Origin of the sequence: Ensifer sp. Root1252 (assembly GCF_001425885.1) — a bacterium.
Lineage (GTDB): Bacteria > Pseudomonadota > Alphaproteobacteria > Rhizobiales > Rhizobiaceae > Ensifer > Ensifer canadensis.
The window spans coordinates 1-22,924 of the sequence record NZ_LMDT01000038.1; the positions used below are offsets into that span (position 1 = coordinate 1).

The 22,924-nt window shown below is 56.7% G+C and carries 15 protein-coding genes and 4 pseudogenes; 7 read left to right on the forward strand and 12 right to left on the reverse strand.

The window, feature by feature from the left end; genetic code table 11:
- The 3 genes and pseudogenes from ASD02_RS29840 to ASD02_RS29850 form a co-directional block, all read right to left on the reverse strand.
- Positions 1-552, reverse strand: a pseudogene (locus ASD02_RS29840) (integrase); the annotation flags it as partial.
- A complete protein-coding gene (locus ASD02_RS29845) occupies positions 542-961 on the reverse strand; it encodes a type II toxin-antitoxin system VapC family toxin (protein WP_057210669.1) in 420 nt (139 codons plus the stop codon). The pseudogene ASD02_RS29840 and the gene ASD02_RS29845, both read right to left, overlap by 11 nt.
- The gene (locus ASD02_RS29850) at positions 958-1,200 is read right to left on the reverse strand and encodes a type II toxin-antitoxin system prevent-host-death family antitoxin (protein WP_057210673.1); all 243 of its coding nucleotides are present in this window, start codon (positions 1,198-1,200) and stop codon (positions 958-960) included. The genes ASD02_RS29845 and ASD02_RS29850 overlap by 4 nt, the downstream gene beginning before the upstream one ends.
- A gap of 555 nt (positions 1,201-1,755) precedes the next feature.
- On the opposite strand from ASD02_RS29850, the gene ASD02_RS29855 reads away from it, so the two are divergent.
- Positions 1,756-2,676, forward strand: a complete 921-nt coding sequence (locus ASD02_RS29855; RefSeq protein ID WP_057220937.1) for a hypothetical protein — start codon at positions 1,756-1,758, stop codon at positions 2,674-2,676.
- 226 nt (positions 2,677-2,902) lie between these two features.
- On the opposite strand, the gene ASD02_RS29860 is transcribed toward ASD02_RS29855, so the two are convergent.
- From ASD02_RS29860 to ASD02_RS29875, 4 genes are all read right to left on the reverse strand, one after another.
- A complete protein-coding gene (locus ASD02_RS29860) occupies positions 2,903-3,916 on the reverse strand; it encodes a methyltransferase (protein ID WP_057220936.1) in 1,014 nt (337 codons plus the stop codon).
- Positions 3,917-4,976: 1,060 nt separating this feature from the next.
- Complete coding sequence (locus ASD02_RS29865) at positions 4,977-5,786, reverse strand: protein phosphatase 2C domain-containing protein (RefSeq protein WP_162255928.1); 810 nt, start codon at positions 5,784-5,786, stop codon at positions 4,977-4,979.
- Positions 5,776-7,095, reverse strand: coding sequence for a hypothetical protein (locus ASD02_RS29870; RefSeq protein ID WP_156408490.1), 1,320 nt, complete (start codon positions 7,093-7,095; stop codon positions 5,776-5,778). The genes ASD02_RS29865 and ASD02_RS29870 overlap by 11 nt, the downstream gene beginning before the upstream one ends.
- Before the next feature lie 149 nt (positions 7,096-7,244).
- Positions 7,245-10,697 carry an AAA domain-containing protein gene (locus ASD02_RS29875; protein WP_162255929.1) on the reverse strand — a complete coding sequence of 1,151 codons (3,453 nt, stop codon included), beginning with the start codon at positions 10,695-10,697 and terminating at the stop codon, positions 7,245-7,247.
- Positions 10,698-11,084: 387 nt separating this feature from the next.
- On the opposite strand from ASD02_RS29875, the gene ASD02_RS29880 reads away from it, so the two are divergent.
- Both ASD02_RS29880 and ASD02_RS29885 read left to right on the forward strand, forming a co-directional pair.
- Entirely contained in the window at positions 11,085-11,840 is a 756-nt protein-coding gene (locus ASD02_RS29880) for a nucleotidyltransferase (protein ID WP_057220931.1), read from the forward strand.
- Complete coding sequence (locus ASD02_RS29885; RefSeq protein ID WP_057220930.1) at positions 11,837-12,562, forward strand: DUF6602 domain-containing protein; 726 nt, start codon at positions 11,837-11,839, stop codon at positions 12,560-12,562. The genes ASD02_RS29880 and ASD02_RS29885 overlap by 4 nt, the downstream gene beginning before the upstream one ends.
- A 95-nt stretch (positions 12,563-12,657) precedes the next feature.
- Here ASD02_RS29885 and ASD02_RS29890 read toward each other — a convergent pair whose 3' ends face one another.
- Both ASD02_RS29890 and ASD02_RS29895 read right to left on the reverse strand, forming a co-directional pair.
- The gene (locus tag ASD02_RS29890; protein ID WP_057220929.1) at positions 12,658-13,905 is read right to left on the reverse strand and encodes a hypothetical protein; all 1,248 of its coding nucleotides are present in this window, start codon (positions 13,903-13,905) and stop codon (positions 12,658-12,660) included.
- Between the two features lie 173 nt (positions 13,906-14,078).
- On the reverse strand, positions 14,079-15,710 hold the full coding sequence (locus tag ASD02_RS29895) for a DUF5677 domain-containing protein (RefSeq protein WP_156408492.1): 1,632 nt from the start codon (positions 15,708-15,710) through the stop codon (positions 14,079-14,081).
- Positions 15,711-16,161: 451 nt separating this feature from the next.
- On the opposite strand from ASD02_RS29895, the gene ASD02_RS29900 reads away from it, so the two are divergent.
- The gene (locus ASD02_RS29900) at positions 16,162-16,503 is read left to right on the forward strand and encodes a hypothetical protein (protein WP_057220927.1); all 342 of its coding nucleotides are present in this window, start codon (positions 16,162-16,164) and stop codon (positions 16,501-16,503) included.
- Between the two features lie 178 nt (positions 16,504-16,681).
- On the opposite strand, the pseudogene ASD02_RS29905 reads toward ASD02_RS29900, so the two are convergent.
- From ASD02_RS29905 to ASD02_RS29915, 3 genes and pseudogenes are all read right to left on the reverse strand, one after another.
- A pseudogene (locus tag ASD02_RS29905) lies at positions 16,682-17,204 on the reverse strand (NUDIX hydrolase).
- Positions 17,205-17,444: 240 nt separating this feature from the next.
- Positions 17,445-19,349: an adenylate/guanylate cyclase domain-containing protein gene (locus ASD02_RS29910; RefSeq protein ID WP_057205206.1), complete on the reverse strand. Its 1,905-nt coding sequence runs from the start codon at positions 19,347-19,349 to the stop codon at positions 17,445-17,447.
- Positions 19,350-19,455: 106 nt separating this feature from the next.
- The gene (locus ASD02_RS29915; protein WP_057205203.1) at positions 19,456-19,974 is read right to left on the reverse strand and encodes a histidine phosphatase family protein; all 519 of its coding nucleotides are present in this window, start codon (positions 19,972-19,974) and stop codon (positions 19,456-19,458) included.
- A gap of 145 nt (positions 19,975-20,119) precedes the next feature.
- Here ASD02_RS29915 and ASD02_RS38700 point away from each other — a divergent pair.
- From ASD02_RS38700 to ASD02_RS29935, 3 genes and pseudogenes are all read left to right on the forward strand, one after another.
- Positions 20,120-20,227 (forward strand): annotated as a pseudogene (locus tag ASD02_RS38700) (IS30 family transposase); the annotation flags it as partial.
- 2,030 nt (positions 20,228-22,257) lie between these two features.
- A pseudogene (locus tag ASD02_RS40110) lies at positions 22,258-22,401 on the forward strand (IS630 family transposase); the annotation flags it as partial.
- 10 nt (positions 22,402-22,411) lie between these two features.
- The coding region (locus ASD02_RS29935; protein ID WP_244494310.1) for an IS630 family transposase at positions 22,412-22,924 on the forward strand (513 nt) is incomplete at its 3' end.

Sequence of the window (22,924 nt, forward strand, 5' to 3'; positions counted from 1 at the left end):
CGTCACCGCCTTTTTGCTCTTGCGTTGCCGCGGCCGTGCACTGGCGCGAACGGCCAGTCGCAGGGCGGATTTCAGCGAAGGGCGGTCAAAGGAACCGATGAGGCCGCGCCAACGGGTGAGGATCGACCAGCTTGTTAGCCGGCGTCGAACGGTTTGCGGGGCGTGTGGCCCGTCGGCGCGCAAGAGGCGTTGAGAACGCAAGCCGCTTTCCACCTCTGCCGGCATGCCATGGCCTGGATCCTCGGCCCGCTTAGCCGGGTCCCAGAGGTGATGGGCGACGAATTTGAGAAGCAGACTCTCCGGCGCCGGCCAGGGGAGGGGAGTGCCAGTGGCGAGCTGGCACCAGGCCTCGAGATAGCCGAGGTCAGAAGCAAGCGCCCTCAGGGTATTGTTGCCCATGCCTTCGCTGGCGAGGTGTTTTAGCGTCGCAACATCGTTGTCGGTCAGAAGTGCAGCAAGCTGGTCGCGGCGGTCGAAGGGCAGGATGGCGTCCAGGGCGTCGAGTTGCTCGGCTCGAGCCAGAGCACTTGATTGGATCCCGTCAGTGCTCATTGCCGAACGGTCCCAGGACCGGCACTTTCTCTGCCCGCGCTGCAGCCGCCAGCTTTCGATCGAGGGTCGCCAACGGAAGGGACCGGGCGATCGCGAGCTCGAGATAGGCAGCATCATACGCACTGAGCCCTTGCGCCGTCGCAAGCTCGATCACCGATCCGTCCTGGCCGGCGCCGGCGTCCTCAAGTGGGAGGCGCCGCAATCTGGTCATCGCCGTCAATGCCTGACCCGCCGCAATGCGCTGGCGCCTTTCGGCGGTTACAAGGATGCTCCTGGCTTCGTGCCAGAAGAGACCTGGGACCGGACACTGGCCGGATATGCTGGCGATCAGTTCTTCAGCGATTTCGCTGTGCTCTTCCGGAAGCAGCCAGGCGGCTGCGGTTGAGGCATCGAGAACGAAGACGCTCAAAATCGCTGTCCTTCGCGCTTCCAGTCAAGGATCTCATCGTTGGTAACGGGTTTGGCACGCAAGCGAGCCGCCCGGACTTCTGCCATCAGGAAGCCGAGCTCATTGTCCTTGTGGATCCGGCTAAGCTTGGCGACCGGATCGTTGCCGCGGGAAATGATGACCTCTTCACCGGCTTCGACGCGCGCCAGGAGTTCGGAGAGATGCGCCTTGGCCTCGGCGACTTTGACGGTGACGCTCATGGAAACTCCGCTGAACAATGGCTCTCGTCGCGCAGATTTCGGACGAGCGCAAATTTGACGTTCTGAGCTAAAAATAGAGCGCACGTACGTGTTGGTCAACTGGTGGACCATCTCACTATCGATACTTGAAACCTATCGATAGTGAGGGGACGCGGAAATCGCCGTCCAGATGACGGAAGTATGAGATTGGTTGACTTCCGTTTGTGGGATTATAGGCGTTAATTCAGATGGTTAATGATTTCCTAAGGCCGCTAAGCGCGACATTCAGAGCGCACAGATTCGGTAGGGGATCAATGGGGTGACCGCCTGGTCCATAGGCGCGCATTGGCAAGTCGCAATGGGGCTGGGACGCTGCCGTTTGGGCAGGAAACATTTGCGGACTGAGCTGCCGACAAGGGCCCTCAGAAAGTAGGACACCAAGAGACCTCTAGAGCAAGTAACGACTTTCTGGACGTGAACGCGCCGATTGTGGCAGGACAAGCAGAGAGAATGGGAGGCGTACTTCAACGTCAAGCCCGACAAAATCGGAATAACCGTCCGTGTAGGTTGGAAGCAATGACCTTTGACATTAAGAGGGCCCTCAGCCTGCCTGACATCCGCAACTTTGTCGCTAAGCGTGACGGTGTGCTGCAACGTTTCGGACCACTTTTCCGCGACCCGGTGCGTCTGACTAGAGAGGATTACCTTGATTTCCTGAGCATCAAGCACAATCACCACTGGTCGGGGTTGGAACGCCTCGGCCGCCGCGCTGCAGACGACATGAACAACCTGCGGGACGCCTTGACAACTTTGGTCGACGAAAGCCTACCCCTGTCCGGGCGGTTCGATTCCGCCGCATCGCAGCTCGACGGGGTCGGTAGCGCCACCCTGACACCCATCCTGCTCGTTGCCTACGAGGACCGCTACGGCGTTTGGAACGGCACCAGTGAGCCAGAAATGCGCGACCGTGGCCTATGGCCCGCTTTTCCTCGCGGTGCCACAGAGGGCGAGAAGTACCACCTCATCAATGCCCAGTTGCTCGACCTCGCTCGTGATTGGGGCGTTGACCTGTGGACGCTAGACGCGCTCTGGTGGGTAGATAAGCTAGAACGCCAAAATACTGGCCATTACAAAGACGCATGGTTCAAAGCAGTCTGGTACATGGCGGATCAGGCGGAACGGACCGCAAAGCACGCCCACGGTCAGACCGTCGACCGTACCGTAAAGAACAAAGACCTCAGGCTGTCCAAAGAGGGGCTTATTGCGCATCTGAAAGAACTGCTCGACGATACCGGCCATCGTTGCGCCATCACGGGGCTCGCGTTGCAGGCTGAAGGCCCGGATGACCAGCTGCGGCCCTCTCTGGACCGCATTGACAGTAGCGGCCATTACGAGGCTGGAAACTTGCAAGTTGTGGCTCGGTTCATCAACTTCTGGAAACAGTCAACCCCAGACGCCGAGTTCCGCCGCCAGTTGGCCATGGTAAGAGGGGAATAGTTGGCTGTGCTCCACGGCGTACAATAACGAATTCACGCCGGGAGCAGGGGAGGAGCCAATTAAGCCCAGACGCATTGGTGAATTGCTGCGGAAGCGGTCGCGTCGCCGGGGATGTTTGCGCGTCAACCCAGCCGCTGTGTGCCCCAGCTGTTTCAGCGCTTATCGAAACCGCCCGAGGAGGTAAGGCCGGCGCACAACAAATGCCGGTCCGGTTGCGGTCTCCCGTTTAGTCGGGCTTGAAGCCGATCACCATCGAGTCCGGCCCCAGCAGCGGCTCGACGCGCGTGGACACGAAACCGGCGTCGCGCATCCAGGCCTGGCAGTCGGCTCCGGTATAGTCGAACCCGCCGCGGGTCTCGATCAGCATGTTCAGGCTCATCAGCAGGCCGAATCCGTTCAAGCGTCGCTCGTCGTCGATGACGGCATCGTAGACGATCACGGCTCCGCCTTTCGGCAGCGCGGCGAAAGCCTTTTCCAAGAGCATCCTCTTCTCGGACAGATCCCAGTCGTGCAGGATATGCCCCATCACGATCACATCCGCATTCGGCATTGGGCCGTCGAAGAAGTTGCCACTTTCGAAGGTGATGCGGTCGGTAAAGCCCTGCCGGGCGACGAAGTCGTCGAATATCGGCTGCACGGCGGGGAGATCGAAGCCGATGGCCTTGAGATGCGGATGGGCGCGCGCGATCACCACCGGCACCATCCCCTGCGCCGCGCCCACATCGGCGAAGGTCGTGTATTTCGACCAGTCGAACGTGGCGGCGATCGCCTGCGCCGCGCCGGCGCTGATCCCGCTCATCGCCTCGAGGAAACCGCGCAGCCGTGCCGGTTCCGCATAGATCGCGGCGAAGAAATCTTCGCTGTGCTTGGCTTCGTTCTGTGGCTCTCCGGTGTGCAGGGCTTCGGTCAGCGAACCCCAAAAACCGTAGAGCCGGGCATTGGCCATTTCGAGGATGCCGCCGATATAGGATGGCTTCGCCTTATCGAGGAAGAGGTCGGTATCAGCGGCATTACGATAGCGGCCGTCCTCGCGTTCGAGCAGCTTCAGCGCGACCAGGGTGTCAAGGAAGTCACGGGCCGAGCGGGGATGCAGTTTCAGCCTAGCCTGCAGATCCGGCAAGTCGGCCGGGCCGGCTGCGAGCTCGGTGAAGACGCCGAGTTCCACCGCGCTGAGCAGGGCCTTGGAGGCCCAGAACCCCATGCCGAGTTGCATGATGTTGTCCGGCGTCGTTGCGCCCATCGTTCGTCTCCTCGTGGATCGCGTCGTTGAATGGCCTCTAGGATTGGTGCGGAGCCCGAAGCGGTCCGACGGCGCTGCGAAGCCGAGGACCACTTGTCTTGTTGAGCGACCGTACCAGGGAAAATAAAGCGTTTTGTGATGGGGTGCTATTAATCAACAATGACTAACGACGAGCCCAAAGCGGCGGCCGAGGTTGTTGTCTGAGCCGCGCACGCTCGAGTTTTAGAACGAACGCTTATCGACGATCGCTTGTCGAGAGTTGCCTAGATCGTCCTAGCCCAACGGCTAAAACACAATTTTCCGTTTGCGTTATTCAAATCGAAATCCTCGAATGCGGCCCTTGAAACGAAGGATCTCCACTACCATTATGTTTCTGCCACTCGACTATAGAGCCCTAGGACATGGGCAGACGCTGTCAGGGACTGTGCCCCAAGACGTCTAATGACTGAGTGGAGAGTTTACTTCCCCCGGCAGGAGGCTGACCGCTATGTTCAGCCCGCACAGACCGCGCCGAGGAGCTTTGTTCGACCACAATACGTGGGCGAGCGAGGTTCCTCGCGCACCCCGCAAGGCACACCTCTCTCGCCCGGAAAGAGAGACTATGCCTGCCACAATGCTCCTCACCTACATTCTCCTTGCTGTTTCGTCGATCGGCTTCGTTTCGTGTGCCCTGGCGTGTGACCCAAAGGAACGCGTCAAGCAGCTTATGCAGCTCTTTGCCAGTCTCTTAATCGGCGCGTTGTTCCTACTTATGGCGGCCCAACCAAGTTGAAGATCTCGATGTGGCGACTTTGGCTCCTCACCTTGAGATGAGCCGGTAGGGCGCCGGTAAATCGTGCGTCGGGCACACGTCGCAACATCAGCGCGTCCCGACGTTTTCAACCTCGCCTGAAATGCTTTTCCCGTCGATCGCGGCATCGCGAGACCCGGCGACGGCCACCCTCGAACTTGGGGCGGTCATTGTAGATGACGGGGATGAGGGCGGGCGTGGGGATTAGGTAGATCGGTAGATCTAAAGAAGGATGTGCTCCAACTTGCAAAAATCCCCGGTATCCCACTGTCATCCAGGAAGAAGTCCATGATCATCACGAGACGGATCGGTCACTCTGGACTCACGCCGGGAGCATCGGACGACGATCGCGGAGATATTGTCCTCTCCGCCGGCGCGCAGGGAACTATTGATCAGTGACATCGCATCGGTCGCACCAGATCGGCCCACGCTTTCGATCTCCTCCGAAGACAGGAAATCCGACACGCCGTCGGAGCAAAGAATGATGGACCATTCTCCTTCTGGCAACTCACGCCGGTGGACGTGCGGAATGATCTGCGTTCGCCGTGACATTCCCCCAAGGGCTTGGGTGATTACTCCTGTTCGACGCAGCGCGGTCGGCGAGTAGGGTGGGACATCGTCATGCGTGATTTGGCGTAGGCCGCTTTCGTCGATCAAGTAGCCGCGGCTGTCGCCGACGTTGATGAACGTCAGTGTTTGTGCGGTCACAAACGCCATTACGATTGTCGTGCCCATGCCTTGCAGAGAAGGCGTCTCCGACATTTGCTGATGAAGACCACGGCTGACGCCGTTGAGCAACGCCGATAGCGAGGCATTATCACTGAAGTCTACGTCGGCCAGCTTGGTCGAAATCTGAGTGACAGCATAACGGCTAGCCACTTCCCCGGCCCTATGTCCGCCTAAGCCGTCGGCGATAGCAAATACCACGCCATCCTCTGTTACTGCCATCTCCGTCGCCAGTTGAGCGAAGTCGCCACCTCCGACGCGATGGTGGACGAGAAAACTGTCCTCGTTCTCATCGCGCGAATAGCCCTTGTGGGTCGCTGCGGAGATGGACAGTACTGCGAGATCAGGCGACAACCGGTGCTCCATTTTCCAGTTTTTGACGCACCAACCCGATAATGTCGAGATCGTTGGTTAGATAGCCTGTCTGGACCCGAAGATGAGGTCTGCGCTCCGTGGATCTGAATAGCGGACCCGCCGCGATGATCGCGCGCTTTTGGTCGATAATGAGGATGGACAGACCATGGAACTCCGATCCTCGCTCCGACAACGTCAGCCGTCGGTGGAGGCTCGCTAGCGACCAGAGCTGTACGCCCGGCTCGAATTTGCCTCTCTCGCCGATGGGCACAGGGTCTATCGGGTCATTGGTCTTGATTTCCACAACGGCGTGCTCGGCCAATTTTCCAAGCCGCCCTACGATCTGCCGGGACATCCCTTCATGATCGACCTCGTCGATGCTGATTATCAGCTCGTTCTCTGTGTGTTCAAGGGCGTCTCGAATCAAGATCCCCAGCTCAGGTGGGCTAATTGCGCGAAGCGGCAGTGCGTCGAGCTTCGCCTTCGTGGTGATGATCTGTTGATCCAAGTCGTCTACGGCTTGAAGGTTCTGGCCTTTGAGTTTCTCGCGGCTCCGCCGCTTCCGCTCATGCATTTCGACGAGCTCGGTTCTCTCTTTGCCAAGCTGTTTGAGCCTAGACTGAATAGCTTCCGCCTGATCATCTGCTGCCTTCGCCCAAGCGCCGGGCCCGAAAAATGTCTTGATCCGGCTAACATCCTCCGACCAGCTCCCCTTGATGAAACCCGCCTTTTTCAGCCCACCGGTTCTGGAAAATTCGATCTCATGACGCTCGCTCAACTTTTCATCGACGACAAGTCCCAATTCGAGATCGCCGGACAGCCGATTGCGAAACAGGAGACCGGTGGATGGCCGAAACATCATCTGGTGACGCAAAATGCGACGTAGGCCCAGGATTTGCTTCTGGAATTCCTTACCGCCAATCCTTCGAACGGCCTGGCCAAGAGTGTTGAGGGGCAGCGTCTGCAAATCGGGAGGGTCTAAAGTTGCCGGGGGTAGGAGTATGGTTCCATCCTGCCGCGCCTCCTTCGAGCTCTCGATCTGTGCATCGGTGAGTTTTACGGGGGATTGGAAAAGTAGGTCGTAGTCGAATACCAGGGTCTCATCCTGCGGCCTGCTCTGTCCGTTCTCTAGCCGGTCCCTTCCGAGGTCGGTTATACGATATCTGATTTCTGCCAGCTCATCGGTTGTTTGGGAGACGAGCTGCTCGATCAAGAGTCGTGTGAGATTTTCCTCGACGTGTCTCGCTGCCAAACCCAGCATCGCTCCGATCTCGATCGCGGTCGCCTCCTCGATCATGAGCGACTTCAAGATGAACTCCTGAATCGTCGGTAAGTTCTGTCGGCGGAGCGTGATTGCTTCCACTGTAAGACGGAAGACGGGGAGCCCGCATCTTTTCACATCGACTAGGTCGAAGCCCGGGCGGAGACCAAATTCACGAACTGCGCGCTGGATGGATATCATTGTAGGGGCCCCAGATGGCATTTGCCTGGATGAGCCTCCACCCAGTCTATCACTTTCCGGAAGGGGTTCGGCGCTTTGGCTGTCTGACAGAACAGATGATCGCCGACGATGATCAGGGCAGACTTGGCGCGCGATAGTGCAACGTTCAGTCGTGGCCTTTCCCGAAGGAAGCCGAATTGTTTCCGCGGATTTGAGCGAACGACGGAATAAATGCAGACGTCTGCCTGCTTACCCTGAAAGGCATCGACTGTGTTGCACACAATGGTGAGGTTCGGCCAATCTCCGCTGTTCTTCTTCGTCGTTAGGTTCAGCCGGCCGACCTGCCAGGAATAGCCGGCGATCACCGCGACGGTAAGCTTCGCTCCAATCTGTTCCGTGGTCGCCTGCAGGTCGTCGAGGATCCGCTTTATCCACTGAGCTTCGAGCGCATTGTCGAACGAGCTACCGTGACGCTGCTCCTCGCGCCTCTTTTCTCCAGACGTCGTGTACCAGGTCACGGGTGCCGGCAGTTTCGCCGACAAATCGAGTCCATGCGATTCGATTGGGCTATTGAGCCTGCCATTATAAAAACAGTGGCTGACAAGCTCACCGATGGGAGCAATCATCCGATGCTGGACGCGCATCTCCGCTCGGCATGCTGCTGGCAAGGCGGTGGGCCCCTTCAGGAAGCGATCCAATATGGTTGGACGAATGTCCTCTTGCTCGTCAAACTGTTCAAGCAAATCGTCTCCGAAATCCTCGAAGAACGGCGGCAGTTGCTCCGGATCGCCCACAACGATCCACCGCTTGCTCTTCGACATTGGAATGAGGATTTCGGTGGCGGTCGCCTTCGACGCCTCGTCGACGATGCAGAGGTCGAACTGGACATCCTCGATACCCCGAACACCGGCGACGCCGACGCAGGTTCCTGCGATCACACGAGCATCATTCACAACAGCCGCGTTGAAGTCGCCAGTTTTTCCGACCTTTAGCAGCCATCCCTCCAAGAGTTTGAGACGTTCCTTGCACGACTCTATTACAGGCGACCCCTGAAGGTAGAGCTCCTGCCATTCTCTGAGCTCCTCGGGAACATGAAGGTCTGCGATGCCCGGCCCCATATCAACAGAGGATCGAAGCTGTTCGCGGACAGCTCGTTCTTCTGTACGTAGCGCTCTCCTCGTATTCTTAAGCAGCGTAATCTCGTCACCCAGGACGACGGTTTTCTCTTCGAGTTCGTGGTCGATCTCGTCGCGACGATGATGACTTTCCAGAACATCCTCGGCCCTATCGATCCGACGCTCCGCGTCATCAAGTAGAAGCTCTACCTCCTGCCGCCGCTCGATCGTCTGTACGAGCCTTTCAACCAGCATGCCGAGCTGAACTATGTCACGATTGACGCCTTGCGCTACTGCCCATTCGGTAAGGTTCTGCTCAGCTTTCGCTCTTACCTGTGCCGCCCAGGTGTTGACCTTCTCTTCGAGAAGAAGACGCTTAGAAAAATCGCTAATTCGCTCGTCATCGTGTCGCCCAATTCGGACGATCTGCTCTCCATCACCGACCAATCCGGCGATACGTTCGATGGCCTCATCGAGCGCCGTGTGGGTTTGCGAGGACAGCAAAATTCGCTTTCCCGGATTCATTGCCAACCATCGAACGACGATCTCGGAAATCAGATCTGTCTTACCGGTGCCTGGGGGGCCGGCGATAGCAAGAACCTCGTTTGTCCCGAGTGCCTGTTTCAAGACAGCAAGCTTTTCTCCCTCCAGCTTTGACGCCGAGATTTGCTTCTGATCAATTATGCTTGGCGGTTTGGCTTGCGAAGGATCAAGAAGGATGGCCTTCAGCCGATCATTTGCTGCTCGACCATATATGATCCCGTCGACGGCATTGTTCTGATTGGCCAACGACCGCTCCGCCGCTACGGTGTTTAAAAGCAGTTCGCCGCGGCGAGGGATGAGATCAGGGCTCCCGCGCTGAACCTCAAACACGACCTGGTCCAGCACAACCTTTTGCACCGTGCCGAAAACATGTCGCCCGGCGACCCGAACCAGACGCTCTTCTCCCACGCTGTCTACTGAGGCTGCGCTGTCGAGAATGAAGGTGACCTTGTTTCCATCGATTTTGCGACTGGTGAAATGCATGATCGCCGATCGCTGGATCTCGAAGCGGACCCGATCGCGCAGGTAACCTTTCCAGGCCTTGAAGATCCTCTCACTTCGTGCCGCTTGCCGTTCCTGACTGCGGCGGTCCTCGTGATCTGAAACACGCTGCCAGATCTCCGCCAATATACCGGCTGCGACGAGCGTATCCCTTGCAGGTGTAAATGAAAATTGCAGCGGCAGCCGTAAGGCGTGCTCGCGCTTTGAAGCAGCGGCGGCGACGTCCAACTCGCGGCATTCGTAGATCTCGATCGTGTCCTTGTCGCGCCCGACGATGCGCCCGCGAAAACGCCATGACGATCCGAATATGTCGATACTGGCCTTGGATGGATCCTGGTCACCATACCGATGTAATGCCAGCCCGTGAACCTCGTGGAGCTCTTCAAGGATAAACTTCCGAACGGCGGCACCATCATCCAAGAACGTCTCTTCAGCCAGCCGCTCTTCCGCCATCGGCGTCAGATCCAGGAAGCAAGGATATTTGTAGCCAATATCCTCAGCTCGACGTGCTTCCACGGCCTCGATCTCGAGTCTCAGCTGCTTTGCATCCAGTGGTCGCTTTCGCCGATCCTCTGAAAGGGCTCTTTCAAGAACGTCTCTGATGCCGTCTGGGACCGTTGCCTCGTGCAACGCGACGCTCAGATCGGCGTCACCTTCGATTCTGCGCCCAACGAGGCAATACACAGCAACTGCCGCGAAACCGAAACAATCGCGCCCATATGTATGAATACCATCATCAGCCTCGAGGGGAGAGAAGCCTGGTGTTCGTGCGTCAACGAACGTCTTGCCTGCGACGGGCATCCAGGGATCGCGACCAAATACTTTCGATATCCCGTAATCCGTGATCTTGGGTACTTCCTTGTCGGTCATCATGATATTGCGGGGATTCAGATCACGGTGGGCGATGTGATGTCGGGTCTGTGCAAACTCAAGCGCGTTCAGAACCGGCTTGCCAATAATGGTGTAGAACCGGTTCCACGGGATGGCACCTTTCCTGAGAACATAAGCTTCGATCGTCTCCTCGAGCCACTCGAGCGCGAGGTACCATCGACCTTCAGCATCCTGGTCGACTTTGACGAGAGAAACAATGTTTGGATGTTCAAGTTTCTCAAGCGCATCCGCTTCGCGCTGAAAGGAAGTCTTCTGTCGCTCCGGATCACCTTGGAGCAGCATGCGTTTGATCGCTACGTGCTTCTGTTTTGTGACATCATACGATTTCTGGATGGATCCCATCCCGCCTTCGCGCCGTTCATCGGCCAAAACGAAACGATTGCTCAGTATTAAAGGGGCGGAAATCAATTCTGCGGTCACTGGCTCGTCCGAAGATTTCAGTTGGTAGCGTGTGTTCGAGATGCGACCATAAGTTTCAGCTTTTGAAAAGAAACAATTGAAAGGATGGGGCTGCTCTCCCCAGCTTGATCGTGGGAATTGCGAACAGAGAAGTGGTTGATGGAGGCCTGGACTTTGCTGCAAGAAACTCTGTGGCAAGCCGAGACGATTCAAATGCCAGTGCCTGACGAGGAGGTGGGCTCTCTTTAAGGCGGCGTTGAAGGCGGCCGCTTGGCCCACTCCGATGGCGCCTACCTGACCGGCTGCCGACGCGGAAGTTGCGGCCCTGGCATTGAACAACTGCTTGCGGGACAGCTTGCAAAATGTGAGCTTACCCTTCACACACCCATATGGAATTAACTCACCCCCATGAGTGACGCTTATCTGCAAGGGATATTGGCCCGCGAGGCTGTTGATACTGGCATCAATTCCGCTGTCAGAGGGGTCCTGACAGCGTTGACGCCTGCGATTACCCATTGGGCGGGCGACAAGTTTCTTTCAGTAAACCCGAGCGGATCGTTCGCCAAAGGAACCGCCAATCGCAGCGGAACAGATATCGACCTTTTTATCTCCCTCTCTGAAGAGACGGCTGAAACGTTACAGCAAATATACGAGAAGCTGTTCGTGAGGCTCAGGGCCCTAGGTTATGCCCCAAAGCGCCAGAATGTCTCCATAAACATCAAGGTCAACGGCTATGACGTGGACCTTGTCCCAGCCAAACGACAAAATGCATATAGGGGCGATCACAGTCTGTATCGCCGCCGCGCCGGCACATGGACCAAGACGAATGTCCAAGCCCACATTACCCACGTCCGGGCAGCGGGTCGCCTACAGGAAACGCGGCTTATCAAGCTGTGGCGCAATCAAAGGAATCTGGATTTTCCTTCCTTCTATCTAGAATTGGCGGTGATCGAAGCGCTGCGCAACACCAATTACCCCATGTTGAGTGATCGCGTGGCAGCATGCTTCAGATATCTCCGTGATAGTTTTCCAAACGCCCGCTTTGTGGATCCGGCAAATACGAACAACGTGATTTCGGACGATCTGACGGCCGTTGAGAAACAGAGGATCAGCGTGGCGGCTGCGCAGACATTAAACGGTAGGTGGGATCAGGCGGTAAGATGAGCGAATGGTCGTTGCCGGTGTTGCTGGCCGGACTGCATGATAAGGTGGAGCAGAGCCTGAACCAGGCGCGCAAATCCTTCGCCCATCCGGGCACGAAAGGCGACGCGAGCGAAGCCGTCTGGGTCGAACTTCTGAGTACCTATCTTCCGAAGCGATATGAAGTTGCAACGGCCCATGTCGTGGACAATCATGGTTCGTTCAGCGAACAGATCGACGTCGTGATTTACGACCGGCAGTACACGCCACTGATCTTCGAGATGCATGGCATCAAGATTATTCCGGCCGAAAGCGTTTACGCCGTATTCGAGGCGAAACAGACGCTCAGCGCGAAATACGTAGGCTATGCCCGCGACAAGGCAGCAAGCGTCCGCCAGCTCGAGCGCACTAGCCTGGCGGTAACGTGGCTCGGCGGGAAATCCGAGCCGAAGAAGCCGCATTGGATCCTCGGTGGCATCCTGACGTTCGAGAGCGACTGGAGTCCGCCTATGGGCAAAACCATGACGGACCTGCTGGATTGCGCGCCAGATGAAAGCCTGCTTGATATCGGGTGTGTGGCCGCCCATGGCTGGTTCGGTCGCAACACAGACGGCCAGACCGCGGTGACGCTCAATGGGAAGTCCGTCACGGGCTTCTTGTTAGAGCTAATCGCTCGGCTGCAGGAGATCGGGACCGTGCCGATGATTGATGTGCGGGCTTATGCGCGGTGGCTGATGGAAGGTTAGACGGGGGCGGACTGAAGTTCGCGATGTAAAGCGAACTTCAGTCCGCTATGTTCGCTCCGTTACAGCCGTGGGCTGCGGCAAATTTCCGGCGCAGGCTAACCGTTTGAGCGAGAGTTCGCAGCTAGTCGTTTTTGAATGCACTCCAGCACGTATGGGCGTGGGTCTAACCAGGCGTTACCGGCGATGATCTTCGAACTGTAGTCTGTCAGTGCGGCTAACAGCAGGGTCTCATTGCGAAACTCATGGCAGAAGGAATTGAATGCTGCATAGTCGAGCAGCACAAAAACGTCGCCGACGCCATTCATTTCTCGATAGCGAGACACGAAAGTCTCCCCCTCATCAGAGAATATCTCCTGGACAACGACAATACTGATGAGCCTTTTATCGCCGACCGTTAAGTCGAGATCGATTTTGTCGATGCTCAGCTCTAATTTGGAGTGTCTGCGCGCGTGCTCGGCAGCGCCCTTGGCTTGCTTTACGCCCTTCTCGATCTGCCCATGCGACGTTCGGCGTTTGCGGTCAATAGTCCGAGAAAGGCTAGCCTCCGTGTTTGGGCTGTCTTTCGCTTGTACCAACAGCAAATGGGTATCGTTCCAAGCGATGACGTCGACAAATTCCTTGCCCGTGTCACGCCGCATGGGGTTTAAGGCAATGCGCTCACCAGGGAACGCACGCTTCAAGCATGCAACGATATCACGCTCTTGGAAGTAGCCTGGGTTCTGTCGCTCCAACGAAGAATGGGAGTAACCACCACTACCATGGAAGTCGTGATCCTCGGAGCGAGAGTTCTGGATGAAGATATTTGGTGGTGTCAGTTCTGATCGGAAGACAACCTTTATCGCTTTTGCGTCGTCTTCCGCGGTTCGATTTCCAAACCAGTTGTCTAGCGCCTGATAGATGCCATCCACGGTTCGAGGGTGATAAGTGAGAAGCCCAAACTTATCGCCAGCGGCAAGTATGCTCCCGGCGTCATGCAGGAACGCTTGATGGCCCATCCATTCGCGGCCATGTTCGTCGAAAAAATAAACTTCGAATTCGTCGTACGTCAAAAGCTCCAGCAGTTCGTTTCCCAAGGCTTCGTCAAAAAGCGGTGTCCTTACGATAAGTGGTTCGTCTCCATCGTCGAAAAACGCCGTAGCCAGAGCAACGGTTAGGCCAGACGACGACGGCAAAGGTGCGAGATAAAAGCTGAAACCACCACGGATGCGAGCCGCCAGGATATATTCTTTTTGAAGCTTCAAGATCAGCAGCAGCTTGCCGCTCTCCGTGTGGCGCACAGTCAAAAGGCCGCCAGGATACTCGAGGACGGACGAAAGAATGGTTGGATGCAGGAGGGAAAGCATTTGCGATAGCACCTGATTGTCAAACGGTTACGCGTCAAAAACGAATGGCAGAGTCCTAAAGGTCACCCTCTTCCTTCTCCACCCACCAGCGAAGTGTTTCCATTCGGCGGCGAATTTCCTCTTCACCCGGACTAACGCCGCTTTGTTCCGTTGATACGCTGCCATGGCATCTACTACTCTGCCTTCTCTTTTATTGCGCCCTCTTCACCCAGAACGGGGTCCGCGAAACCTTCCTGGTCAGAGCTTTCCGTCCCACCGAGAGATTCTTCGTCCACGCTTCGATGCCAAGTAACCCGCGGCTTGAATGACGGATAAAGTCTGTTGAGGTCATCTAGCATGCGGTTCAATAATTTTGAGATATCCACTAATGTAGACGGCATTGCTGGTGCTAATACACCTGGTATCCTGTGGAACCGGTGCAGAGGATTGAAGCAATTAACGAATACAGTACTCCGGGCGCTCGCCCACTGCGCGTGAACATAGCCAGACGACCAGTCGTAGTACTTATCGTAAATGTCTTTCAATCCGACTGCTTCTGACATTTTGCGCAGATTCAAATTCGCCCAATGTCCTAATTCGATATCAGCAAGTTCCATCCACCGGTCTTCGTTCGCAAACGTTTCCAATTCTTCGAGGTCGATAAACTCGGGGATCTCTTCCTCGCGAAGGTTCTTGAGGAAGGCCAATTTTGTTTGTCCTTGTCCGTATTTCCGGTATTGGAGCCAGATTGTCGGGTCGTCCTTCTCGGTCAGGTAGTGCAGTGTGATAAAAACCTCCAAGATCGTGCGAAGAATAATCCTACCCTCGGCCAATGTATTGGTAGGTGTGATCGCGCTTGTGGAAGCAAAGTGGCATGCGTAGAGGACAAGCCCGAATGCACCTTCGTGGCGGGGGTCCACATTCGTGGTGGTGGCGGTATTGTGAAAATGCACACCGACCAATCTACTGATGTTCAGAAAATCCTGCCGTGCCTCACTTGGGCCGACATCTGCACGCTTGACCTTGGACGGGATCAGACAACTCGTCTTTCGGTGCATCTCCTGCCAGAATGACTCGGCATCGTAGTTAGCCAAGGCGGGGCGGTCCTTGGGCCAATTTTCGGCCGTAGCATCGCCACCAAATTCTTTCATTCGTGTCATCATTTCCATGGACCTGATAGACGGTCGGACTTTCCGCATATCTCCCTTGTTGGGATACTCGGCAATCTCCGCGATCTGTTCTTCGAACGAAGCGGGAAAACGCATACCGTCCTGTGCGAAGATAAGGCTGAGCAATTTCAACCAGCGCATATCCGTAGCGGCCTGAGACTGATGTCCATGCGTCGCGGCAACCGCTGCCATCAAGACGTCAATTGCTGTATCGTCATCAATTGGCTTGTAGTGTCGCGCCCAGTGTTCTCGATCCGGAAGCCAATCCACATAAAGCAGCGCGGGCATCACCGCCTTCAACTCGTCCGACGCCAAGAGTGGGGCCATCATCGCGTCAAACTCGCCCATCGTTGCCACGGCCAAGTAGTTGTGGGTGATGAATAGTTCAGCGCGCTTCGCTATGTTCATCTCACACGCAACGACGCCTCGAAAGATTTCCAATGCTTCGTGGCGGTCTAGTGCGGTCACGACTATCGCAGCCCACAACAGATTAGGAAGGCATTCGTCTAGCCAGGAGGTTGTTTGAAGTCCACCAAGCTTCGCAAAGGGATTGAGGACGGTGTTCTTGTCGCGCTGCAGGGTGTCCAGCATTGTCAAGTTGCGATCTTTAAACCTCGCCTGCTTGATCTCGTCGCGCTTCTTCGCCTGTTTTGCCATGGTACTCCCCATCCCGGTTTCGCAACTATACGTGGAGAAATGAATCCGGAAAGGGGCAAAGATGTCTTGGCCGTCCAGTTGCCACGACCTTTTCCCATCCTTCCCACATTGCCTGGATTCGCGCCGTTTGATAGCCATATCAAGCCCGGTACCGTTTCAGCTGGACGTTCTGGATAAAGGAGACGCTTCATGGCTCAGCTCGCAGAGCGTCGAACGCACAAAGATCCCACGACCGTGCGGACCTTTGACGACTCTGATGCCTACTGGGATGAAGTCGCCGTACGCCGCAGATACAGTATTCCCCACAGCGACGGTTCGTTCTTCTCGGATGGCACCGGCTACGCGAATGGTCCGGAATCGGATCTGCATTATGAGATAATCGAGCGCTTGCGCGAGACGGCTCTACGACTGGAGCAGATTGATCAGGCCGAGTTGAGCAAGGCGAGGCGCGATGCCGGCAACTTGGATTTCATACCCTATGCCGCTGAGAGAGGCAGACATTCGGCTTACGCGCCAAGCTCTCTCTGTAATCGATAATGAACATGTCTCGGATGTCGCGCTTACGAAGTGGCTCGATACTTTCAAGCATCTGGCAGACAAATACATCGGACGGGCTGGTGCCTTGTGCGGCATTTTTCTTGAGAACGCTGCCATTGAGGGCGGTAAGGAATTAGGAAAAATGGCCGTGAGCGCGGGGGGCATCGCACTCTCGCTTTACTTTGCCGGCATTGATTTTCACGGTATTGCCGCAGCCATTGCTGCTTTTCTAACGCTTCGGAAGACGGTGAAATAAGCGATATCGCTGAGCGGATCGTCCGAAAAAAGTGCTAGGCGATTTGCGCCGCCATTTTTGAAGCAGGCGCCTGGCGGACCGAAGGGTGGCTGGGATCAGCCCGTGAGCTGCGTACTGGAACTGTTCCCGTTCTGTGCTTCTAGGATCGCATAATGTATCGACTGAAACTGCCGGCAATTTAGCCATCAGTTTTTCGGGGCGCGGCCGAACGCACAGGCGGCGGGCGAGGCGAACTTGGTTTAAATTCGACTAGCAAAGACTTGAGCTCGATTTCGCGCACTCGTCGAGCTGCCTCGTCGGGCGTCACGCTGACCTTTTTCCTTGAAGTCATCAGTCTGAGCAAACACTGGTATTTGATAGATATCCACAATGGCGGGGGCGACATCACCATTGTCTAGCTATTTCAGATAGGTGTATCTGCCTACTGGTTCTTCTAGCGCTTACCCCTTTTCTCCGGCTTCTTCCCAGACTTCGATTGCTGCGACCTCATGGGGCTTTTTCTTCTTAATCGGCCATCCCTTGGGGATCACACATCGCCGGCTGTCGCGAGACTTAATCACTAGCACCTGGACATCCGGGCCTTCGTCACAGAAGCGGAAGCACAATGCCCCATATTGTTGTCGGAAGGCCCCCGTAAACAGCTTGTCCGGTTTCGCCGCGAGTTTGTCGGTCTTGTCGCGCAATGGCTGAAAGAGCGGCATTGACTTGGCGAGCCTCCATGCACACCACGTCGAACCCTGCCCCGTAGGTCAGATGTTGGGTCAGCGTGTCAGCTTCCAGCCCTACCTGGTGAATTGGTTCGCCAAACTCGTGCAGGCAGTGAACTGAGTCCGGCAGGTGAGATGGGACGGATCGCTCAAGTCGAACCTTCCCATCATGGTCAATGATGCAGATCGCCACCGATTACACATGCTTTGGTTCGTTTTTGAGACGCACAGGGATCACTCACCGAGTCCTAGCCTGAAAACGTTCGTCACTTCATGGCGGCCGCGCAACACATGCTGGCCGACAGATCGCGCCAAGCATCCGGAACCGGCAGATCGCAGCACGATGTCGCTGACCAAAATGACCGCTTGGTCATCGTCGGTCATACACTCTTTGGCGACCTCCTCGAGACGTTGCGCAGTGTTCACGACATCCCCGACCAGCGTAAAGTTTATGCGCCCCGGAGCCCCGATGTTTCCCACCATCGCGGGGCCAGCATGTATGCCTATCCGGATTCTCACAGGCGGAAGGCCAAGTTCTCGTCGATTCCGATTGTCGGCGACAATCGCCACTGCGATAGCGTTCGCGGCGCGACAGGCTCGGGCGGAATGATCCAGTTGCAATTCAGGCGCTCCCCAAAACGCCATCAACGAGTCGCCGATGTATTTGTCTATGGTGCCTCCTTCCGCCTCCACGCATGCGGCGAGGAGCCGGAAATGGTCATTGAGGAACGCCGCCGCATCGGACGCCGCTAGCCGCTCGGCGAGGCTTGTGAAGTCGACGATGTCGGTAAACAGCACAGTGACTTCCCGCTCTACAAGGGCTGTCGCCTGTTCGCCCTGTGCCATGAGTTGCTTGACCAGGCGTCGAGGTACGTAGGTCTCGAACCAGTGCAAGGTCGCTATGAGCGCATTGTAGGCTCGGATCGCCTCGTCCAGTTCACGAAGATGGCTGCCGGCGAGGGGGCGGGCAGCCGTGAGATCGAGCGTGCGAATTGCGGACGTTGCGCGTGCCACGCGCAATATCGGTTTTCCGATCGCGTAGCCGACAATCCAGGCGCAAGTGACGGCAGCAAGCACAGCCGCGAGCCCCAGCCAGGCCGCTTGCTCAAGTCGGCGCACTTCGCCGCCAACTTCGTCGACCGGTAAATAGCGGCCGATCAGCCAAGGCTGATCGCTGTATCCGGGGATGTCGCGGTAGATAAAGACATAAGAGGTGTCATCGACCGTGACCATATGGCTTTTCGACGAACCTACGAAAGGAGCCGCGCTCTCCTCTGTCTCCGCGTTCCAAATCGACGCCAGCACCCGGTCCCCGATCTCGGTCACTTCCGGAAGGGGCTTGTCGCGCTTGAATAGCTGAGGGTTGTGCGCAAGTGCTGCATGGGCGAGGACATGATTGCGGCCGAGAAGAATAAATGCGCCGGCATCTGACCCCGCGGGCGATTCGGCGAGAAAGCGTGAAAGCTCTGCGACCGTGACCGTGGTCAACAAGATCCCGAGAAAAGAACGTTCATGCCACAACGGGGTGCGAACATTGACGAGAGGCTGCTTCAGCCGTTCGCTCCAGAGAAGCTCTCCCCAGACCGGGCGGCCTGCGCGCCGCGCCATCTCAAACGCATCGTCCAGGCCGGGCACGGTACGCATGTCGATCTTTCGCAAGACGACTTCGTCGCCATTGCGCTCGACGCGTAGCTGCGTCAGATCGGTGCGGATGACGGCGAGCGCAGCGATCTGCGGGAGGCCGGCGAGTGCCGCCCGAAGTTGGCTCATAGAGGCATCTTCGTCCTGCGGGTCGATTTCGCCGTCGAGGTAAAGTCTGGCCAAGAATTCGGACTGGTCGCGGGCTGGATCGAGGTGCAATCGGGTCCGTTCCACAATCGTGTCCATAATTCGCTCACTGCGGTCGCGGACGAGCGCGACTGTGTTCTGGCGGCCGCTTTCCAGGGCGAGGACCAGCGCTGCCGCGGTGACTGCGATGATGATGCCGAACGTTGCCGCCAATGCAACGTGTATGGGGATGCGGCGTAGACGCTTCGATGATGCCTTGTCGCCGCTGTTGGACCAAGCATTGTCGCCAGCCGCCGATCGAGTCTTCGGCAGGAGTTTCCAGGCCAACAATTTCGGACCGACAATAGACATCCGAAGATCAGCGAACTGCGGGCAAGAAGAACGGCGGGGTGTAGTCCGGGACGCCACCTCCCGTGAAATCGCTCGCTTGAGGGTTTGATGTTTCTAGCTTCAGTTTTCAGTAGTGAAGATGCAGCACGACCGGCGCTTGCTCCCCTTTCGGGATAACCACGAACAGATTGTCGAACGCACTTCGTTCAATCTTGATTTCCTCGGAATCTCCCAGCGCCGCGAGAATCTCTGGAATGGTGCTCCAATGCCCCACAACAAGCACTTTGTCCTTGCCGTGCTCTGAGCGAAGTAGTCGGACCAAGCCGCCACTGTCCTCATAGGAATGAACACGGATTTCGAGTCCAAGGGCCTTCGCCAGAGGCTCGGCTGTCTCGACCGTGCGCCTGGCTTGCGTGGCATAGACGACGGTGATGCCTGCATCTTTCAATCGCTCAGCTAGCGTCTTGGCCCGTTTTTGTCCGGACTCCGACAGTGGGGTTTCGTCGCGAATCTCATCGAGGTTCAGTGTTGACGGCGGATCAGTGTGCCGAACGATGTAGATCGCCTCCTGCGCGCCGACTGAATGGGGAAAAACAAGGCTGCAGGTAGCCAAACCGATTAGCAGTCGGAGGGCCTTAGCTTCCATGGCCGTGCTCCCTGGTCCGTTCTTTCAGGGGAAACGAGACGATACTACCATGCAACAGAGGTTGCAGACAGCCGAATCGGTATCTCTAGGTCAGGTCGGACGAAGGCGACTGGTCGTTGAGATGGCTTGCAAGCTGGATGAGGTTTGGTTTTGCGACTCCAGTGCGCCTTGGCAGAAAGGTGCGGTGGAAAACGTGAACAAGCGCATTCGCCGGTTCATGCCAGGCGATACGGATCTTGCAGCCGTATCGCAATGCACTGATCTCGAAATGCGACGATTATGATTTAGGCCGAGGCCCGCTTAGTGAAGATGTATTGTTTGCTTGCACGATGGCTAACGCGCGGTTGCAAATGCCAAAACCGAGGGCGCGATTGATTCATGCGCCCCCGAGACGGCCCCCGCCGGTCTTCGAAGCGAGATACATAATCGAGGCGACGATCTGTAGGACCAATCCAATGCCCCAGATAACCAAACCCATGTCTGTCATTAAGTTTACGCTCAGGAGCGCACCGATAATCATTAGGGCCCAGCCTAGTCCGATCTGAACACGCGCAGTTCTGAGGGACATTTGATCACTTCTCCTCAAGGCATCCGATGGCAACCACGCTTGCAATACCTCCGGCGATTGCGCCGATTAGTCCGACTAACTCTGGCCCTAATTCCGGCATTCCCATACCCGCGCCAAATCCAGTCAGATAGCCAAGGATCGCTCCGGTTAGCAGACCCAGACAGCACGCCCAAATTGGCCTGAATGGCAAAACGTCCTCCATCATACTTCACGGAGAGTGTAGCGCAGCCGAAGTTAGATTTCATCGCAACTAAATTGAGTAGTTGTGCACGTATCATAGCCGAGCGGGTAACTTCGATGATGCTTGGCTGTTAGGGGCCGGTATTCCGCCGCAGCTGGAAACGTTGTAGACTGAGACGTTGGCATTGCGCCTCCACTGCGGAGGCCGCTTCAATGCGTCGGAACACCGCCCCGTCGTTGAGGCCGGCTTCATCGATCCCCCGTTTCAACGCCGTCACTGGCCGGCGGATCAAGATCACATGTTCGTCGTCGTCTTCGTGCGGCCAAGGTGGTCTTGCCGTACCCGGCCTCGATCACGGTTCAGAAAAGTGGTGTCCCTGCAGTTGAAGATGAGAGACCACGAAGTGTAAGTGGCGTGCTCCAATAACGCCGACTCAATGGGCTCAATCGACTGCTTCCTCAGGGGAGCGGTGAGGGCATGTAAATGGCGAGGTTCTGAAAACCTCGTTGTCTGCGATCCCCCAATCAAACGGGGCTACTTGCCGGGCCTAGGCTTCCCGAGTCGCCGTTGGCCTTCGCGATGTTGATCCTCCGAGACGAGGCTTTAACGGGTCAAACCGCGCGCGAACTGGCTCTGACCGCGCTGCTGCCGGCGCTCGGTACGCTCATTCTTTGCTGATGCCGCGAAGCCGATTGGCTTCGTTGGCATGAGATGCGCGGCGACCTGGACATTTTCAATGCCAAACAGCGCTGCCACTCCGAACCGAAAATGCCACTCTCCTGATTTTGCGCGGCGGATTATTCCAATTGAACAGCGAAACACGGATCATATCTGCCTTTGCCAAGAGGATGGGCAGGGCAACCGCAGACCCCGCTAAAGGCGTCCGGCATTGTTGCGCTTTTTAAGGTTTTCAATTCTCTCCTAGCACCCAACGCTTCGACACATGATCGTGCCGCAGCGATGATTGCGCCGCCTGGCGTCATTCGCCGACGCCGACCACCGAAGGTCAGAGCCAAATTTGCACACAGAAACACAGGCTAAAGCCAGCCGGACATGCTAGGGCCTGTCCAAACAAGCCGAGCCACGCCATTCAAGGAAAAGGCGGCAAGCACCCGGATTGACATCATTTCCTGCGTTGATCGTGTACTTACTGAGAGCGGACGAGGCATCAATGTCCGCCGCCACCCCGATCGTGCCCGCCACTTCCACTATCATGTCCGCCGCCTCCTCCAGATTTTGCAATAGCGTTCGAAGTGAGACTCGTTGAAAGGAGAAGAATGACCGTCGGCGGAGTTACCGCCGCGAAACGGCCGCAGCTTTTAAGAAACTCTCGGCGACCATCCGAGTCCGCCGTACTTTTATCGTATCTTTCAGTTCTCTTCATTTCTCTCCCCCTCATAGAAATGAGGCGTCCAAAATAATTGAAGCATTCGAAAAGTATCGTTCCCAACGGTTTTATTATCTAGTGGTTTGATCGAGACAAAAGAGTCCGATTTAGGATTCCAATTTTTGCGCGCATATGCGACGATCTGGCATGCGCACGGGTATCACATTTGAGGTTTCCGCTGACGACCGGGTTCGTCTCAACGCAATCGTTTCGGCGGGCAGTTCGCCGCAAAAGCATGTGTGGCGGGCGAAGATCATCTTGATGAGCGACGCGGGTCTCGGAACCGTCGCGNCTCAACGCAATCGTTTCGGCGGGCAGTTCGCCGCAAAAGCATGTGTGGCGGGCGAAGATCATCTTGATGAGCGACGCGGGTCTCGGAACCGTCGCGATCATGGAGGCCACGGGCAAGTCGAAGACCTGCGTCTGGCGTTGGCAGGAACGCTTCATGACCGAAGGCGTGGATGGCCTTTTGCGCGACAAGAGCCGCCCGCCCGGCACTGCGCCGCTTGAGCTTGATCTTGTCGACCGGGTTGTGGCCCTGACGCAGGAGCCGCCCACGCAGGAAGCCACACATTGGACTGTTCGTGCGATGGCAAAGGCTGTGGGGATTGCGGCATCCTCAGTCGTCAAGATTTGGCATGAGCATGGTCTCGCACCCCATCGGTGGCGCAGCTTCAAACTATCGAACGACAAGGCTTTCGCCGAGAAGCTTCATGATGTGGTCGGTCTCTACGTCTCGCCGCCGGCCCATGCGATTGTCCTTTCCGTCGATGAGAAAAGTCAGATCCAGGCGCTGGATAGGACGCAGCCGGGT